At 69.9% G+C, this 15,301-nt stretch carries 11 protein-coding genes and 2 pseudogenes; 5 read left to right on the top strand and 8 right to left on the bottom strand.

The window, feature by feature from the left end; genetic code table 11:
* Positions 1-65: 65 nt before the first annotated feature.
* Complete coding sequence (locus LGN10_RS15530; protein WP_226224161.1) at positions 66-467, top strand: polyketide cyclase; 402 nt, start codon at positions 66-68, stop codon at positions 465-467.
* Positions 468-511: 44 nt separating this feature from the next.
* Here LGN10_RS15530 and LGN10_RS15525 read toward each other — a convergent pair.
* From LGN10_RS15525 to LGN10_RS15515, 3 genes and pseudogenes are all read right to left on the bottom strand, one after another.
* Positions 512-1,460, bottom strand: a pseudogene (locus tag LGN10_RS15525) (LysR family transcriptional regulator).
* Between the two features lie 108 nt (positions 1,461-1,568).
* Entirely contained in the window at positions 1,569-2,207 is a 639-nt protein-coding gene (locus tag LGN10_RS15520; RefSeq protein WP_059574337.1) for a 2-hydroxychromene-2-carboxylate isomerase, read from the bottom strand.
* A gap of 94 nt (positions 2,208-2,301) precedes the next feature.
* Positions 2,302-3,744, bottom strand: coding sequence for a TAXI family TRAP transporter solute-binding subunit (locus tag LGN10_RS15515; protein WP_059642030.1), 1,443 nt, complete (start codon positions 3,742-3,744; stop codon positions 2,302-2,304).
* A 432-nt stretch (positions 3,745-4,176) separates the two neighbouring features.
* Between LGN10_RS15515 and LGN10_RS15510 the strand changes: the two genes are divergently transcribed.
* Both LGN10_RS15510 and LGN10_RS15505 read left to right on the top strand, forming a co-directional pair.
* Complete coding sequence (locus LGN10_RS15510) at positions 4,177-4,542, top strand: BON domain-containing protein (protein WP_059574226.1); 366 nt, start codon at positions 4,177-4,179, stop codon at positions 4,540-4,542.
* A gap of 137 nt (positions 4,543-4,679) precedes the next feature.
* Positions 4,680-6,767 carry a D-(-)-3-hydroxybutyrate oligomer hydrolase gene (locus tag LGN10_RS15505; RefSeq protein WP_226224160.1) on the top strand — a complete coding sequence of 696 codons (2,088 nt, stop codon included), beginning with the start codon at positions 4,680-4,682 and terminating at the stop codon, positions 6,765-6,767.
* A gap of 287 nt (positions 6,768-7,054) precedes the next feature.
* On the opposite strand, the gene LGN10_RS15500 is transcribed toward LGN10_RS15505, so the two are convergent.
* The 5 genes from LGN10_RS15500 to LGN10_RS15480 form a co-directional block, all read right to left on the bottom strand.
* Positions 7,055-7,843 carry a sulfite exporter TauE/SafE family protein gene (locus LGN10_RS15500; RefSeq protein ID WP_059574336.1) on the bottom strand — a complete coding sequence of 263 codons (789 nt, stop codon included), beginning with the start codon at positions 7,841-7,843 and terminating at the stop codon, positions 7,055-7,057.
* A gap of 303 nt (positions 7,844-8,146) precedes the next feature.
* The gene (locus LGN10_RS15495; protein WP_060312794.1) at positions 8,147-9,586 is read right to left on the bottom strand and encodes a DHA2 family efflux MFS transporter permease subunit; all 1,440 of its coding nucleotides are present in this window, start codon (positions 9,584-9,586) and stop codon (positions 8,147-8,149) included.
* Positions 9,587-9,731: 145 nt separating this feature from the next.
* Positions 9,732-10,463 carry a DsbA family oxidoreductase gene (locus tag LGN10_RS15490; protein WP_226224158.1) on the bottom strand — a complete coding sequence of 244 codons (732 nt, stop codon included), beginning with the start codon at positions 10,461-10,463 and terminating at the stop codon, positions 9,732-9,734.
* A 196-nt stretch (positions 10,464-10,659) separates the two neighbouring features.
* Positions 10,660-11,454, bottom strand: coding sequence for a transcriptional regulator (locus LGN10_RS15485; protein ID WP_089464577.1), 795 nt, complete (start codon positions 11,452-11,454; stop codon positions 10,660-10,662).
* On the bottom strand, positions 11,451-12,413 hold the full coding sequence (locus LGN10_RS15480) for an ornithine cyclodeaminase family protein (RefSeq protein WP_226224157.1): 963 nt from the start codon (positions 12,411-12,413) through the stop codon (positions 11,451-11,453). The genes LGN10_RS15485 and LGN10_RS15480 overlap by 4 nt, the downstream gene beginning before the upstream one ends.
* A 377-nt stretch (positions 12,414-12,790) precedes the next feature.
* On the opposite strand from LGN10_RS15480, the gene LGN10_RS15475 reads away from it, so the two are divergent.
* Together LGN10_RS15475 and LGN10_RS33525 are read left to right on the top strand one after the other, a co-directional pair.
* Positions 12,791-13,570, top strand: a complete 780-nt coding sequence (locus LGN10_RS15475; protein ID WP_089464579.1) for an ABC transporter substrate-binding protein — start codon at positions 12,791-12,793, stop codon at positions 13,568-13,570.
* A gap of 67 nt (positions 13,571-13,637) precedes the next feature.
* Positions 13,638-14,880 (top strand): annotated as a pseudogene (locus LGN10_RS33525) (NAD(P)/FAD-dependent oxidoreductase).
* Positions 14,881-15,301 lie beyond the last annotated feature (421 nt).

Here is a 15,301-nt window from a genome sequence, read left to right as displayed (position 1 = left end):
ATTTTGCCTACACTGCACGGCAACGCGCGGCAGCGGGCCGCGCTCACTTTACCGTGCACGCGCCCATGTCCGATCACTCCGTCTATCTCGACGCGCTCGATGCGAGCCTCGTCGCCATCGAGCGCTGGCTGTCCGGCGTCGATACCGCGCCGGCGGCGCTCGATGCGCTGCTCGCGGCGTTTTCCGCCGACTTCACGATGGTCCTGACCGACGGCCGCATGGTCGACCACGTCGGCATGCGCGCGCTGTTCGCGAAGCTGGCCGGCGCGAAGCCGGGGCTGCGCATCGCGCTGTCGGAGATCCGCGTGCTCGCGGCGGACGCGTCGCACGCGGTGCTCACCTATCGCGAAGCGCAGCACGCGGCGGCGGGCGAGTTGCCCGCGCGCCGCGCGACCGCCGTGTTCGCGCGCGACGCGGCGGGCGTCGTACGCTGGACCCATCTGCAGGAAACCTTCTGCACCGTTTGAGCGGCCGCGCTGCCTGACCCGTCGCGCTGCGCTTCGGCCGCGCGTCAGCGCTTGCGCGTGCGGGCGACCGTCAGCTCGTCGGACACGCTCTGCATCAGCGCGCACAGCCACGCGATGTCGGTCGGCCGGTCGGGCTGCGGGTGCGTGAGCAGGTAGCTCTTGATGCGCGGGAACGGCACGGGCGGCGCGACGACGACGAGCGGCAGCAGTTGCGCATAGTGCGTCGCGAAGCGGCGCGTCGTCGTGAAGATCAGGTCCGACTGCAGCAGCACCTGCGGCACGATCCCGAAGTACGGCAGCGTCGTCACGACGCGCCGCGCGAGGCGCGCGCGTGCCAGGCCGATCTCGATCGCATTGCGCTTGTCGCCGGTGTACGGGGTAGGCGCGACGTGCGCGGCCGACGCATACGCTTCGCGCGTGAGCGGCTCGCGGGCGAGCGGATGCGCGTCGCGCATCAGGCACACGATCGTGTCGGAGAACAGGTCCTGGCGCGCGAACCGCGGGTCGGGCTTCGGCCAGTTGCCGATCACGAGATCGAGCGCGCCCGACTCGAGCGCGGCCGCGTGGTCGAGCGCGGGGGTTCAGCGAATCGATTTCCAGACGGGCATGCGGCGCCGCGTCGCGAAAGCGCTCGATCAGCGTCGGCATGAAGAAATCATTCAGGTAGTCGGGCGCGGCGACGCGGAACGTGCGCCGCGCGGACGACGGATCGAACTCGCCGTGCGGCGTCGCGATGAAATCGACCTCGCGCAGCGCGCGCGACGCAGCCTCGAGCAGCGACGCGCCGTATTCGGTCGGCACCATGCCGGATTTGCCGCGCACGAGGATCGGATCGTTCAGCGTCTCGCGCAGCTTGCGCAGCGCGGTGCTGATCGCGGGCTGGGTCTGGTTCAGCCGCAGCGCGGCCTGCGTGACGCTGCGCTCGAGCAGCAGCGTGCGCAACACGCGCACGAGCCAGATGTCGAGCGAGGCGGTACGGTCGTCGTCTTCCATTGGTGGGGGATGCGGGGGACGCCAAGGGGCCGTTTTCATATGAAAACAGCCCGTTACCTTACCGCAGCCGCGCGTTGCCGTGCGTGATACCGGCCATCACGCACGCCATCACGCACGACCCTTCGGCAGCGTGCTGATCCGCTTGACCTCGCCCGATTCGAGCCAGTTCGGCGTGCGCGCGCAGTACAGCACCATCGGCAGCGCGTCCTCGCCCCAGAACAGTTGCTGGTTCATCCAGAAGGTCGGCACGCCGAACACGCCGAGCGCGATCGCGTCGGCCGTGTTGCGGGTCAGTTGCGCGGCGGTTTCCTCGAATTCGATCAGCTCGTCGCCGTGGCCGACGCCGACGCGTTCGCACAGCGCCGCGAAGCCTTCCGGCGTCGACGGATCGTTGCCTTCGCGCCAGATGAAGCGGAACATTTCCAGCACCGTCGCGATATCGGCGCGCAGCGCGATCGCGAGGCGCAGCACCTTGTCCGAATCGAACGGGTGCGCGGGCGGCATCTTGAAGCGGATGCCGAGCTGTTCCGCGCGAAACAGCGCGTGGCGGTACGTGAACACGCGCTTGGCCGGCACGTCGGCGCTCGGACGCTGGCCCCAGTGGCGCTGCAGGTCGGCGAGCGACACGGCCACGGGGTCGAACGGCACGTCCGGCCATTTGTCGTGCTGCTCGAGCAGCAGATACGAGAACGGCGACACGAAGTCGAAGAACCAGGCGGGTTGGGCGGTATCGAGGCCGGTTGTCATGTCGTTCTCCAGAAGGTGGGGCGTGCGGCGCCTGACGGCGGCCTCCATGTTACGCGGCGGCGCGCGCATGCAGCAATGATCGCGGATCGTCCGCTCATGCGGAACCGGGAGTCGCCCGGGGGGCGTCGCCCGCCGGTTGCGGCGCGCTTGCCGTGCGTGCCGGCGGGCTGCCGGCGGCGGGCGGGCCCGCCGGCGTGTCCGGCTCCTGCGCGGTGAGCCGTTCGCGCACGAAGCCGATGTGCTCGCGCAGCACGTAGAACTGCCCGGCGTACGCGAGCGGCATCTTCATCCGGTTCACGGCTTCCTCGATGTCGTCGAGCTCGTCGAGCAGCTGGACGCGCTCCTCGGCCGTGTGTTCGCCGAGCGCGCGGCGCTCGAGCGCGATCAGCGCGCCGTACCAGCGGTAGATGCGCGAGCGCACGCGCCAGCCGTACAGCGACGGCACGAGCCGCAGCCCCGGAATCAGCACGACGATCAGCGGCACGACCACCACCAGCAGCCGGTCGACGAGGCTCGCGACCCAGAACGGCAGCCGCCGGTACAGGAAGCTCTTGCCCGACTTGTAGTAGCGGGCGGCGTCGTCGGACAGCGGGAAGCCGCGCGTGACGGACGACGGGAATTCGCCTGCGTGCTGCAGGATCGTCGCGTGCCCGTGCACTTCGCGCGCGGCCTCGATCAGCAGGTCGGACAGCGCGGGGTGCAGCGAGTCGCGCGCGACGAGTTCGATCGTCGGCGCGACGGTGTGGATGTCGGTGGGCGGCAGGTTGCGGCCGAGATCGTAGACGCCCATCGGCAGCGTGATCGCCGTCAGGTACGGAAAGCGCCGCGCATACGCCTCGGCCTGCGTGAACGAATACACGTGCACGCCCGGCGCACGGAACAGCTTCGCCATCACCGGGATCTGCGTCGAGTCGCCCGACAGGAAGGCCGCGTCGATCTTGCCGTCGAGCAGCGCGGTCGCGGCGTCCTCGCCGGCGGTCGGCAGCAGCTCGGTCGAGCCGCCCGGCACGATCCCGTTCATCTTCAGCAGCGCGAGGCTCAACTCGCGCGCGCCGCTGCCTTCCGCGCCGAGCGCGAGCCGCTTGCCCTTGAAATCGGACAGCCGCGCGACGATCGGGCCGCGGTACATGATCGCGAGCGGCACGTAGCCGATGCTGCCGAGCGACACGAGATGCTCGTCGCGCTCCTTCGGGCCGATGCCGCTCTGCACGAAACCGACGTCGACCGGCGCGTTCGGGTTCGACAGCCGCGCGAGGTTCTGCGCGGAACCTTCGGACGATTGGACGTCGAGCGTGACGCCGTTTTTCGCGAGGATCGTCTTGTATTTCTGCGCGGCGTTCCAGTACGTGCTGCCCGGCGGCCCGGCCGAGATCACGAGCGTGGACGGCGGCGCCGGCTGGATCAGCTTGACCGCGAGCCAGACGGCCGCGCCGGCGAGCAGCACGGTCGGGCCGATCGACAGCGCGAGGTCGCGCCACGAGACGGCGACGAAGCGGGCGAGGATGCGGCGCGGCGGGCGAGGGCTGGCAGGCTTCATGGGGTGGGTGGATGACGCTGGCGTGACGCATCGGTGACGGTCGTCACCGGACGACGCGGATGCTCGCGGCGATGGTACCCGGTTTCGCCGCGCATGCGCGAGTCGGGCGGGCCCGCGCGGCTGTCCGGCGACAGCGGCGGCGGCCGTCGCGTCAAAAGCTTTGCGCTTCGGCGGGCGCTGGATTACATTGTGCGACGCAGCCGCGCCCGAATCGCGCGCGACCCGGCACGTCATGAGACCGGGCGCGTCCGGCCGGCGGCTGTCCGGCCCGGCTGGCCCGCTTCTCGCGTGCGCCGGCCGCCGGCCCGTGCCGCCTCTCTCGTATCGCCGTGGAAAACACCGGCTGTCCCGCCCGTTCGCGCGCGGGCCGGCTGTTTTTGGGGGTATCCGGCCGTACTGTGCACGGCCGTTCCGAAGTGATAAGGAGATAGCATGAAGTCGATCGTGTTGAGAGCGTTGGGTGTCGCCGCCGTGGCGGCCTGTCTGTCGGGCAGCGTGTATGCGCAGTCGAGCGACGCAGCGGCGACGGAAGCGCCGGCGGCCGCAGCGAGCGCGCCGAAGGCCGCCGCGAAAACCGCGAAGAAGGCGAACCGCAAGCTCGGCTACGCGGTGCGCAAGGCCATTACGAAGGCGGGCGGCATCGACGTGGCGAACATCGTCGTGCGTTCGAAGGGCGGCGCGATCTCGCTGGAGGGCACGGTGCCCGACCAGGCACAGATCGACAAGGCGGAAGAGGCGGCCAAGAGCGTGAAGGGTGTGACGTCGGTCTCGAACAAGCTGACGGTTCAGCAGCAGTAACGCCGGGCGGCGGCGCGCGAGCGCCGCGTGCGCCCGTTTCCAGCGGGCCCCGGCATGCCGGGGCCCGTTTGCGCTTCAGAGGCCGAAAGCCGCGCGCGGCGCGGCGGCGGACCGATAACGATATCGAGGGGGCGGCGATGACGAAGCTCGGGTGGGGCAGGCGGGTGGTGTGGGGAGCGGCGCTGGCCGCGGTCGCGATGCTCGGCGCCTGCAACGGCGACGAGTCGGCCGAGCGCAACCGGTTGCCCGGCTTCGTGTCCGGCAGCGTGCGCACGACGGCCTACGACGGCGCGAGCGACGACCTGCTGACGGCCGGCCTCGGCAAGACGGGGCTCGCCGCGGCGAGCGCGCCCGGCTTCGCGAATCCGGCGCGGCCGACGAGCGCCGAATTGCGGCGCCTCGCCATCTGGTCGAACTACCGCGCGCTCGTCGACATGAGCGCGAACGGCGGCTACGGCCGCTTCTGGGGGTCGAACGTCGACCTCGACGGCAACGATACGCTCGGCGAAGGCAAGATTCCCGGCACCGAATACCTTGCGTATGCCGACGACGGCAGCGGCACCAAAAACGTCACGCTGCTCGTGCAGGTGCCCGCCCGCTTCGATCCCGCGCAGCCGTGCATCGTCACCGCGACGTCATCCGGCTCGCGCGGCGTGTACGGCGCGATTTCCGCGGCCGGCGAGTGGGCGCTCAAGCGCGGCTGCGCGGTGGCCTACAACGACAAGGGCGGCGGCAACGGCGCGCACGAGCTCGGCTCCGACACCGTCACGCTGATCGACGGCACGCTCGCCAACGCGGTGCTGGCCGGCACCGCGAGCCTGTTCACCGCGAACGTGACGAGCGGCGATCTCGCCGCGTTCAACAACCGCTTCCCGAACCGCTATGCGTTCAAGCACGCGCATTCGCAACAGAATCCCGAGCAGGACTGGGGGCGCGTGACGCTGCAGTCGGTCGAATTCGCGTACTGGGCGCTCAACGAGCAGTTCGGGCCGCTGATCGACGGCTCGCGTCGCGGCGTGCGCTATCGCGCGGGCGACATCACGACGATCGCCGCGTCGGTCAGCAACGGCGGCGGCGCGTCGCTCGCGGCGGCCGAGCAGGACAACCGCGGCTGGATCACCGCGGTCGTGGTCGGCGAGCCGCAGATCAACGTGCGGATGGCGCCGAATGCGGTCGTCCGAGCGGGCGGCCAGCCGGTGCCGTCGTTCGGCCGGCCGCTGGCCGATTACGCGACGCTCGCGAACCTGCTGGAACCGTGCGCGGCCGCGTCGGCGTCGCTCGCCGGCGCGCCGTACCTGAGCGCGCTGCCGGCCGCGACCACGCAGTCGATCCGCACGCAGCGCTGCGCGACGCTCGCCGCGGCCGGGCTCGTGTCGGGCGCCGACACGCAGAGCCAGGCGGCCGACGCGCTCGCGCAGCTCCACGCGGCCGGCTATCTGGCCGATTCCGACCTGCTGCAGGCGTCGATGTGGGATTCGCAGGCGATTCCCGCGATCGCGGTCACCTATGCGAACGCATACACGCGCTCGCGCGTCACCGACAACCTGTGCAACTTCAGCTTCGCGACGACGAACGCGACGGGCGCGGTCGCGGCGCCCGCCGCATCGCCGATGCCGGCCGTGTTCGGCGCCGGCAACGGCGTGCCGCCGACGGCCGGCATCAATCTCGTGTTCAACGACGGCGCGGGCGTCGACCACCGGCTCGCGACGCCCGATGCGAGCTTCGCGGGCGCGCTGTGCCTGCGCCAGCTATGGACGAACGGAATGCTCGGGATGCCCGCGAACGTCGACGCGGTGCGCGTGAACGCGAACCTGCACGGCAAGCCGGCGATCATCGTGCAGGGCCGCGGTGACGCGCTCGTGCCGGTGAACCACGCGTCGCGCGCGTACGTCGCGCAGAACGGGATCAGCGAAGCCGGGCGCAGCCGGCTGGTGTTCTACGAAGTGACGAACGGCCAGCACTTCGACGCATTCCTGTCGGTTCCGGGCTTCGATACGCGTTTCGTGCCGGTTCACTACTACAACGTGCAGGCGCTGAACCTGATGTGGAAGCATCTGAAGAACGGCGCGCCGCTGCCGCCGTCGCAGGTGGTGCGCACGGTACCGCGCGGCGGCACGCCGGGCGCCGCGCCCGCGCTGTCGAGCGCGAACCTGCCGCCGATCTCGGCCGCGCCGGGCGCGAACGCGATCACGACCGGCGTGGGCACGATCGACGTGCCGCTCTGACCGCGGCCGACGCGCCGCCTCCTGCAAGCCGGACAGCCGTCCGGCTTTTTTCTGCGCGTCGTCTGGAATCGGTCGCACCGCGTTCAACGCGCAGAACCTGACGATCGAGAACGACCCGTCGGGCCACATGATCTGCCTGAACGACGCGTCGCGGACCGCGCTGAAGGGCGATCTCGCCAACTTCTACGACGGCATCCTCGCGAACCGTACTGCGCTGCAACGCGTGCTGAAGCTGCGGGCGCGCACGCAGCACCGGGACGGCGTTGTTCGTCAGGAGCGGCGCCCGCTTACGCCAGCACGAGCCGCACACCGACCGCGACCAGGGTCGACGCGAGCAGGTTGCGCAGCAGCCGCTCGGGCGCGCGTGCCGACAGCAGGCTGCCGATCACGATGCCGGGCAGCGAACCGAGCAGCAGCGACAGCAGCATCGACCAGTCGACCGAGCCGAGCAGCCAGTGGCCCATCCCCGCGACCAGCGTGAGCGGCACCGCGTGCGCGATGTCGGAACCGACGATGCGGGTCGTCGCGAGCAGCGGATACAGCAGCAGGAGCACGGTCACGCCGATCGCGCCGGCGCCGACCGACGTCATCGACACGAGCACGCCGAGCACGGCGCCCGTCAGCACGGTCGACCACAGCGTGCGCGCGGGGCTCGGCGCGAGCGGGTTGCGCGCGGCGAATGCAGTGAGCTGAGGGCGGAAGATCAGCGCGAGCGACGTCAGCAGCAGCGCCACGCCGAGCACGAGCTGGATCATCCGCGCGGTGCCCGGCGTGTTCATCCCGTGCGTGTGCAGCCACCACAGCGTGAGCGCCGCGGCCGGCACGCTGCCCGCCGCGAGCCGGCCCGTGATGCGCCAGTCGACCGAGCCCTTCAGGCCGTGGACGAGCGTGCCGGTGGCCTTGGTCGCGGCCGCGTACAGCAGGTCGGTGCCGACCGCCGTCGCAGGGTGGACGCCGAACAGCAGCACGAGAATCGGCGTCATCAACGAACCGCCGCCGACACCCGTCAGGCCGACGAGAATGCCGACGAACAGGCCGGACAGCGAGTACAGCAGATCGATATGGGGAAGCGACATCGGAAGCAGGCGGTTATGCGGCGTTCGGCGGCGGCGCGCGGCCCGTGGCGCGCGCGTCAAAGTCCGCCATTGTCGCAAAAGTGACGCGTCAATGGACGACTGCGTTAAAAATCGGCCGCGAAGGCCCGCCCGGCAGGCGGCCGGCGGGACGTGAAACGCGCGTTCGGGCGGGCGCGGCCGACGACGATCTGGCCCGAAAGCGGCGGCGAACCGGGCGCGTACGCCGCGTGGCCCGCGTGCACAAAAAAGGCGCGACGATGCGCACCCTGATCCGATGCCGGTTCCCGGCCCGTCCGTCGACGGTCAGTGCATCGCGGGCCCGGCGCCTTCGACCGCGCGCGGCGGCCGGATGCGCAGCGCGAAGCCGGTCAGCGCGGCCACGGCCGCAAACGCCGCGCCGAACGCGAAGGCCGCATGGTAGCCGCCGTTCAGCGCGTCGAGCGGCGCCGCTTGCGCCGCCGCCAGTGCGCCGGTGCGGGCCTCCGCGAGACTCGCGAGGACCGCGAGCCCGAGCGCGCCGCCCATCATGAACGCGGTGTTGACGATGCCCGACGCGAGCCCGGAATCGGCCGGATCGACGTCGTTCATCGCGGCGAGCAGCACCGGATTGAACGCGACGCCCGCGCCGATGCCGAGCAGCGCCATGCCGGGCAGCACGTGCCACACGAATCCGCCGTCGACCGGCGCGCGCGAGAACAGCGCGAGGCCGCATGCCGCGATCAGCAGGCCGGCGGCGATCGGGCCGCGGATCCCGAAACGCATCACGATCCGCGCCGACAGCCCGAGCGAGAACGCGGCCATGATCAGGTTCGCCGGCAGGAACGCGAGGCCGACCTGCAGCGGCCCGTAGCCGAGCACGCGCTGCATGTACAGCGCGGACAGGAAGAACCACGCGAACATCGCGGCCGCCCACAGCACGGCGATCGCGTTCGCGAGCGCGACGTTGCGCGCGGCGAACAGCGTGAGCGGCATCAGCGGATGCGCGGCGCGCGACTCGATCGCGATGAACAGCGCGAGCAGCACGACGGCCGCGCCGATCAGCGCGACGGTCTGCGTCGACAGCCAGCCGGCCTCGTTGCCGCCGACGATCCCGTAGACGGCCAGCATCAGCGACGCGGTTACCGTGATCGCGCCGGCCACGTCGAGCCGGGCCGTGCCGGCCGGCGCACGCGTGCGCGGCAGCAGCGCGACGCACATCGCATAGACCGCGACGCCGATCGGCAGGTTGACGAGGAAGATCCAGTGCCACGACAGCGAGCTCGTCAGCAGCCCGCCGAGCAGCACGCCGATGCTGCCGCCGCCCGCGCAGACGAAACCGTAGACGCCCATCGCACGTGCGCGCTCGCCGGGCTCGGTGAAGAGATTCATGATCAGCGACAGCGAGACGGCCGACACGACCGCGCCGCCGAGCCCCTGCACCGCGCGCGCGGCGATCAGCATCGCCTGCGATTGCGCGAGGCCGCAGGCGAGCGACGCGAGCGTGAACACGACGAGGCCCGCGAGGAACATGCGCCGCTGGCCGTACAGGTCGCCGAGCCGGCCGCCGAGCAGCAGGCAGCCGCCGAACGTCAGCAGGTACGCGTTGACGACCCACACGAGGGCCGTTTCGGTGAAGTGGAGGTCGGTGCTGATCGACGGCAGCGCAACGTTCACGATCGTGCTGTCGAGCACGATCATCAGCACGCCGAGGCAGAGCACGATCAGCGCATACCAGCGCTTCTCGCCGTGGATACCGTGGGTCATGGGCGCTCAGCCTTCTCTCTGACAGTTATTTGAAAGGAGGCATTGTAGACGTCATCGGCGCGGGCTTCCTGCCGGTTTGTGGCAGCAGCGAAGCGTAGTCGTGGCGGCGCGTCCGGCGGGACGCGCACGCGGTATTCGAGGCGCGTTACGACCGGGCCGGCAGTTCGCAGCCGTCGGGGCCGCAGGCGGCCGCGTCGCTGCCGCCGAGTTCGACGACGCCGTCGCGCCATGCCTGGTCGAGCGCCTGCGCGAACGCGTCGGCCGGCTGCGCGCCGGACACCGCGTAACGGCCGCCGAACACGAACAGCGGCACGCCGCGTCCGCCGATCTGTTCGGCGCGCGCGATGTCGGCTTCGACTTCGTCGCGGTAGGCGTCGCTGCGCAGCACCGCTTCGACGGCCGGGCGCTCGAGCCCGGCTTCGACCGCGAATTCGGTCAGCGCGGCATGATCGAACAGCGAGCCGTGCTCGCAGAAATACGCGCGATAGAGCCGCTCGGTCAGCGCGTGCGCGCGGCCCGACGCCTGCGCGAGCTTCACGAGCCGGTGGCCGTCGAGCGTGTCGCCGACGAGCGTGCCCGGCAGGTCGTAGCGCAGCCCGACGCTCGCGGCCGCATCGGTCACCTGGCGCAGCATCTGGTCGACCTGCGCGGGCGCCATCCGGTATTTGCCTGCCAGCATCGCCTCGACCGGCTCGATGGGCTGGCCGGGCATCAGCCGGTACGCGCGCGGCACGACGTCGACGCGGTCGGCGTGCGGGAACGCGGCCAGCGCCTCGTCGAAGCGGCGCTTGCCGATCCAGCACCACGGGCAGATCAGATCGGACCAGATTTCGACGGTCAGGGTCGGGCGGGCAGTCAGGGCGGGAGCGGTCGTCATGGGCGGTTCGGGGCGGCAAAAAATGTAACTGCGACTATATCATTTTATGCTTCCGCGCTTCCGCGCTTCCGCGCTTCCGCGGCGGGCCCGTGCGGAACCGAGACCGCACCCGCGCATCGCGAAGCCTGGGCGCCGGAATCGGCGGCCCGGTACCGATGACCGGGGCCTGCGCGTCATCGCGCCCGCCGCATCCCGCTCAGGCGTCGCCCTGCGTTTCCTTCAGGTGCTTCAGATGCTTGTAGACCGTCGCGCGCCCCATCCCGAGCACGTTCGCGACGTAGTTCGCCGCGCTCTTGCCGCGGAACGCGCCTTCCGCGTACAGCGCCTCGACGAGCTCGCGCCGGTGCTCGCGCGTGAGCCCGTTCAGCCCGACCTGCCGCTCGCGCAGCCAGCCGTGCAGGAACGTGTTGATGCGCTCCTGCCAGTCGTCGCGGAACAGTTCGTCGGGCTGCGCGACGACGCCCGCGCCCTTGATGAACAGGTCGAGCGTCGCGCGCACCTCGTCGAACACCGCGATGTTGAAGTTGATGCACATCATCCCGGCCGGCCGGCCTTCGTCGTCGAACAGCACGTTGCTCACGCAGCGCATCCGCCGGCCGTCCCAGTTCAGCTTCTCGTACGGGCCGATCACGCGCTCGCGCGCCGAATGATCGATTTCCTCGAGCGCGGAATCGTCGCCGACCTCGCGCTTCGACAGGTTGTTCGCGAGATACAGCACGGTCTGGTCGTGCAGGTCGTGGATCACGACTTCCGCGTACGGGAAGAACAGCGCGGCGATACCGTCGGCGATCGGCGCATAGCGGGTGAGCAGCAGGTCTTTGACGGGAGATTTCTTCTTGCGCATCGGTGTCGCGATCTCGGGTGGGCGGGAGCGGGGCAGCGTGTCGGGCCGGCGGGCCGGGCCACCGTCGGCCGGCATGCCCGTGCGCCCGCGCGCGGCCGCCGCGGCGGTTGCGCCATTGTATCGGCCCCGTGTGCGCGCGCCGCTCATGCGTGCGTCAGATGCGTGTACAGCGCGTGCGCGATCGCGATGTCCTCGAGGCCCAGGCCGATCGAGCGGAACAGCGCGTGACGCGTGCGCGACGGCGCCGCGCAGGTGCCGGCGACGAGCGCCGGCAGGTCGCCGACGATCCGGCCGGCATCCCAGCCGTGCTCGGCCGCGGCGATCTGCATCTCGCCCGCGCTCGCGGGCGTCGTGTGCCGGTAGTCGCAGTAGACGTCCATGTCAGGCAGCCACGCGGGCGGGATTTCGTGCGCGCGCGCGACGTTCGTGCTGATCGACGTGACGAGCGCGGGGCGCGTGAGCATGCCGTCGCCGAGCACGGGCGTGCCCGACGACGTGCACAGCATCACGACGTCCGCGTCGCGCACGCAGGCCTCGACGCTCGCCGCCGCACGTGCGCGCGCGTCGAGCGCGGTCAGGCTCGCCTGCAGCGCCGCGTCGCCGGCCAGCGCGGGCGAGTACACGCGGATCGTGTCCCAGTCGCGCAGCGCCGCCGTGTGCCGCAGGTGCGCGAGGCCGACCGCGCCCGCGCCGACGATCGCCAGATGACGCGCGTCGCGCGGCGCGAGACAGTCGACCGCAAGCGCCGTCGTGCCGGCCGTGCGTTCGACGGTCAGCAGCCCCGCGTCGCACCACATCAGCGGCTGGCCGGTCTGCATCGACATCAGCGCGGTCCATGCGGTGACGACAGGTTTGCCGCCTGTCACGACATACGGCGACAGCTTCGCGCCGAACACCTGCTCGTCGGCGAGCGCGCCGAGATACGTGATGAAGTCGCCAGCCCGGTCGGGAAACAGCGTGAGCGTCTGCGGCGGCTGCACCGCGCGCGCCGCGGCCAGCGACGCGAACATCCGGCGCAGCGTGCCGAGCACGTCGAGCGACGGCAGCGCCGCGCGCACCGCGGCTTCGTCGACGGTCAGCGGCAGGGTGGGGACGGTTTGCGTCATGGGGCATCTCCGGTTCGGGCTGGACAGAAAGTCTCGAAAGACGGTGTTCGGCGGGGCTTTTATGGACTAAAAGTCTAATATAGACAAACAAAACCGTGAGGGTTTTTATTTTTGAGATGTTGTGTCGGAGTCGATGTCACGAAAAATTCCATGAAAACAACGGTGTTTTGGGTGATCTAAGGAAATTTTGACATCGAGGACCGAGGCTGCATCCTCGTATCCCCTATAGTCTATAGTAGACTTTTAGTCTATATTTCGCATGCAGGACCCGCCACGTCGCCATGCGGCGGCGGCCTGCACTCGAATGCCGACCCGCCGCCCACCGAGGGCGTCGGGCGACCGATCTTCATCGCCTCAATCCGGAACGGAAGACCGTCATGAACTGGAAGCTTTCCCTCTGCGCCGCTGCGGCGCTCGCGTGCGCGGCCGTCACGGCCCATGCGGAACAAACCACGTTGCGCTTCGGGATCGAAGCCGCCTATCCGCCGTTCGAGAGCAAGACGCCGGCCGGTCAACTGCAGGGGTTCGACGTCGACGTCGGCAACGCGGTGTGCGCGAAGCTGAACATGAAGTGCGTGTGGGTCGAGAATGCGTTCGACGGGCTGATCCCGGCGCTGCAGGCGCGCAAGTTCGACGCGATCAACTCGGCGATGAACATCACCGCGAAGCGCAAGCAAAGCATCGACTTCACGCCGGCGATCTACGTGGTGCCGATCGTGATGGTCGCGAAGCGCGGTGCGCCGCTGAAGCCCGACGTCGCGAGCCTGCGCGGCAAGCACGTCGGCGTGCTGCAGGGCTCGTCGCAGGAGGATTTCCTGAAGGCGCACTGGGCCAATGCGGGCGTGGCCGTCGTGTCCTACCAGGAGCAGGACCAGATCTACGCCGATCTCGTCGCGGGGCGTCTCGACGCGGCCGTGCAGGAGGCGCAGACCGCGCAGGACGGGTTCCTCGACAAGCCGGCCGGCCGCGACTACCAGATCGTCGGCGAGCCGCTGAAGGATCCGGCGACGCTCGGCGAGGGCACGGGCTTCGGGATGCGCAAGAGCGACAAGGCGCTGCAGGCGAAGATCGTCGGCGCGCTCGATGCGCTGAAGAAGGACGGCACGCTGAGCGCGCTGTCGCAGAAGTACTTCAAGCGCGACATCATCGCGAAGTAAGCGCCGCCGCGCGCCGGCCGCGGGGCCGGCGCACCACGCATCCCATCTCGACGCAGTGCGGGGAGCCATGGATTTCGACGTCATCGTTCTGGGGGCCGGCATCGTCGGCGTGTCGTCGGCGCTGCATCTGCAGGATCGCGGGCTGCGCGTCGCACTCGTCGACCGGCGCGCGCCCGGCGAGGAAACCAGCCACGGCAATGCGGGGCTGATCGAGCGCTCGTCGGTCGTGCCGTATGCGTTTCCGCGCCAGCTCGGCACGCTGCTGCGCTATGCGCGCAACCGCTCGGTCGATCTCTATTGGGACTACCGCGCGCTGCCCGCGTACGCGGGCTGGCTCGCGCGCTTCTGGCGCGAATCGTCGCCGCGGCGGCTCGCGGCCGCCGCGAGCGACCTGCTGCCGCTCGTTGCGGCGAGCGTCGTCGAGCACGATGCGCTCCTCGCGCGTACCGACGCGCAGCCGCTCGTGCACGACGGCGGGTGGATCGAGGCGTTCCGTTCGCCCGCGCTGTTCGACGAGCAAGCGCGCGCAGCAGCGCGTGGCGGCCGCGCACGGGCTGCGGATGACCGTGCTCGATGCGCATGCGCTGCGGGCGCGCGAGCCCGGCATCGGCGATGCATTCTGCGGCGCGTTCCACTGGCAGGACCCGAAGACCGTATCGAGCCCGGGCGGGCTGACCAAGGCGTATGCGCGGCTGTTCGAGCGCGACGGCGGCACGTTCGTGCGCGGCGACGCGACGACGCTCGTGCAGATGGATGGCGGCTGGCAGGTCCGGTCCGAACACGGGCCGATCTCGGCACGCTCGGCCGTGGTCGCGCTCGGGCCGTGGTCCGATCATGTGTTCGCGCCGCTCGGCTACCGGATTCCGCTGCGCGCGAAGCGCGGCTATCACATGCATTACCGGCCGACGCGCACGCCGCTGAACGTGCCCGTGTGCGATACCGAGGCCGGTTTCGTCGTCGCGCCGATGGAGGGTGGCCGCCTGCGGCTCACCACAGGCGTCGAGATCGCGCCGCGCGATGCGCCGCCGACCGGCGTGCAACTCGCGCGCGCCGAACCGCTGGCGCGCGACGCGTTCGGCATCGGCGAGCGGCTCGATCCGCAACCGTGGCTCGGGATGCGGCCATGCACGCCCGACATGCGTCCGGTGATCGGGCCGGCGCCGCGCCACCGTCATTTGTGGTTCGCGTTCGGCCATTGCCATCACGGGCTCACGCTGGGGCCCGCGACCGGCCGCCTGCTCGCTGAAATGATGACGGGCGCGCCGACCTATATCGATCCTCATCCGTATCGGCCCGCCCGCTTCGGCTGAACCTGCGGCGCGCGGATGCGGTTTCGGTCGCCGGCACGCGCCGGCGGCCATGCGCTTGCTTCACGGTTTTTCGTTCTGCTGTCCGGCTCGTCGAAATCCGCGCAATTGGAAATGATCTGCGTAATCGACAAGAAAGAAAATTTCGCGACAAAAGAAAATAAGCAAATTCGTGATTGGTCAATGCATTTTCATATTGCCGAAATGCGTAATGGGCGGCCCGTCGTAACGGAATAGGGCTGCATCGCCGCCGCGTGTTCCGGCCTTGGCGGAATGTACCGGTACACGTCACCACGAGGCTCGCAAACGTTACGTTACATCCTCGCTCCGATCGCGCTTTTCATCAGACTATTGTGGCGTCGCGACGCGTGAATTCGTCAGAAATCAATTAAAAAGGCATTATTGCCGGTCAATAAGCAGACGA

Origin of the sequence: Burkholderia sp. AU32262 (genome assembly GCF_020419985.1) — a bacterium.
Classification (GTDB): domain Bacteria; phylum Pseudomonadota; class Gammaproteobacteria; order Burkholderiales; family Burkholderiaceae; genus Burkholderia; species Burkholderia semiarida.
The sequence above is the reverse complement of the archived record's forward strand: the minus strand, read 5'-3'. Positions and strand labels throughout refer to the sequence as shown.

What these genes read in the sequence shown, in the direction of transcription:
- LGN10_RS15490 (WP_226224158.1), bottom strand. Translation starts at nt 10,463, where the DNA reads ATGACGACCGCTCCCGCCCTGACTGCCCGCCCGACCCTGACCGTCGAA.
- LGN10_RS15500 (WP_059574336.1), bottom strand. Translation starts at nt 7,843, where the DNA reads ATGTCGCTTCCCCATATCGATCTGCTGTACTCGCTGTCCGGCCTGTTC.
- LGN10_RS15485 (WP_089464577.1), bottom strand. Translation starts at nt 11,454, where the DNA reads ATGAGCGGCGCGCGCACACGGGGCCGATACAATGGCGCAACCGCCGCG.
- LGN10_RS15515 (WP_059642030.1), bottom strand. Translation starts at nt 3,744, where the DNA reads ATGAAGCCTGCCAGCCCTCGCCCGCCGCGCCGCATCCTCGCCCGCTTC.
- LGN10_RS15520 (WP_059574337.1), bottom strand. Translation starts at nt 2,207, where the DNA reads ATGACAACCGGCCTCGATACCGCCCAACCCGCCTGGTTCTTCGACTTC.
- LGN10_RS15505 (WP_226224160.1), top strand. Translation starts at nt 4,680, where the DNA reads ATGACGAAGCTCGGGTGGGGCAGGCGGGTGGTGTGGGGAGCGGCGCTG.
- LGN10_RS15475 (WP_089464579.1), top strand. Translation starts at nt 12,791, where the DNA reads ATGAACTGGAAGCTTTCCCTCTGCGCCGCTGCGGCGCTCGCGTGCGCG.
- LGN10_RS15530 (WP_226224161.1), top strand. Translation starts at nt 66, where the DNA reads ATGTCCGATCACTCCGTCTATCTCGACGCGCTCGATGCGAGCCTCGTC.
- LGN10_RS15480 (WP_226224157.1), bottom strand. Translation starts at nt 12,413, where the DNA reads ATGACGCAAACCGTCCCCACCCTGCCGCTGACCGTCGACGAAGCCGCG.
- LGN10_RS15510 (WP_059574226.1), top strand. Translation starts at nt 4,177, where the DNA reads ATGAAGTCGATCGTGTTGAGAGCGTTGGGTGTCGCCGCCGTGGCGGCC.
- LGN10_RS15495 (WP_060312794.1), bottom strand. Translation starts at nt 9,586, where the DNA reads ATGACCCACGGTATCCACGGCGAGAAGCGCTGGTATGCGCTGATCGTG.